This is a genomic window from Haloterrigena salifodinae (assembly GCF_003977755.1).
Taxonomy (GTDB): domain Archaea; phylum Halobacteriota; class Halobacteria; order Halobacteriales; family Natrialbaceae; genus Haloterrigena; species Haloterrigena salifodinae.
The window spans coordinates 1-1,193 of the sequence record NZ_RQWN01000011.1; the positions used below are offsets into that span (position 1 = coordinate 1).

Annotated in this window: 1 rRNA gene; it reads right to left on the reverse strand. The window is 56.7% G+C overall.

From position 1 onward, the window contains the following. Nucleotides 1–1,193: ribosomal RNA gene (locus EH209_RS24465) — 23S ribosomal RNA — on the reverse strand; the annotation flags it as partial.

The window sequence follows — 1,193 nt, forward strand, 5'->3', positions numbered from 1 at the left end:
TGGTATCTCTTTTCCAAGTGGGTTTCGAGCTTAGATGCGTTCAGCTCTTACCCCGTGGTGCGTCGCTGCCCGGCACGTGCCCTCTCGGACAGCCGGTACACGAGTGGCACCCATTCGTAGTTCCTCTCGTACTATACGAACGTTCTTGTCAGATACCGTAACACCCCCAATAGATAGCAGCCGACCTGTCTCACGACGGTCTAAACCCAGCTCACGACCTCCTTTAATAGGCGAACAACCTCACCCTTGCCTGCTTCTGCACAGGCAGGATGGAGGGAACCGACATCGAGGTAGCAAGCCACCCGGTCGATATGTGCTCTTGCGGGTGACGACTCTGTTATCCCTAAGGTAGCTTTTCTGTCAGCAATGGGCCGCATCAAGCAGCCGCATTGGTTCGCTAGACCACGCTTTCGCGTCAGCGTCCGTCGTTGTGCCGGACACTGTCAGACTTCCTTATGCTCTTGCGCTCTTTCCCGCGTCTCCGACGCGGGTGAGGAAATCTTGGGGCGCGCTCGATATCTTTTCAAGCGCGTACCGCCCCAGTCAAACTGCCCGGCTACCAGTGTCCTCCGCCAGGAGTGAGAGTCGCAGTCACCATCGGGTAGTATTTCAATGCTGGCTCGGTGGCCCGCTAGCGCGGGTACCTGTGTAATGCCTCCTACCTATGCTGCACAATGGCGACCACGTCTCAGTGACAGCCTGCAGTAAAGCTCTATAGGGTCTTCGCTTCCCCTTGGGGGTCTCCAGACTCCGCACTGGAACGTACAGTTCACCGGGCCCAACGTTGGGACAGTGGCGCTCTCATTGATCCATTCATGCAAGCCGCTACTGAAGCGGCAAGGTACTACGCTACCTTAAGAGGGTCATAGTTACCCCCGCCGTTAACAGGTCCTTCGTCCCCTTGTACGGGGTGTTCAGATACCTGCACTGGGCAGGATTCAGTGACCGTACGAGTCCTTGCGGATTTGCGGTCACCTATGTTGTTACTAGACAGTTGGAGCGCCCGAGTCACTGCGACCTGCCTCGTTGCGAGGCAGGCATCCCTTATTGCGAACGTACGGGACTAACTTGCCGAATTCCCTAACGTCGGTTGATCCCGACAGACCTTGGCTTTCGCCGCCACGAGTACCTGTGTCGGATCTCGGTACGGACAGTGTGCTTGCCTTTTCACGGGCTCTAGGTTGACCTCTCTT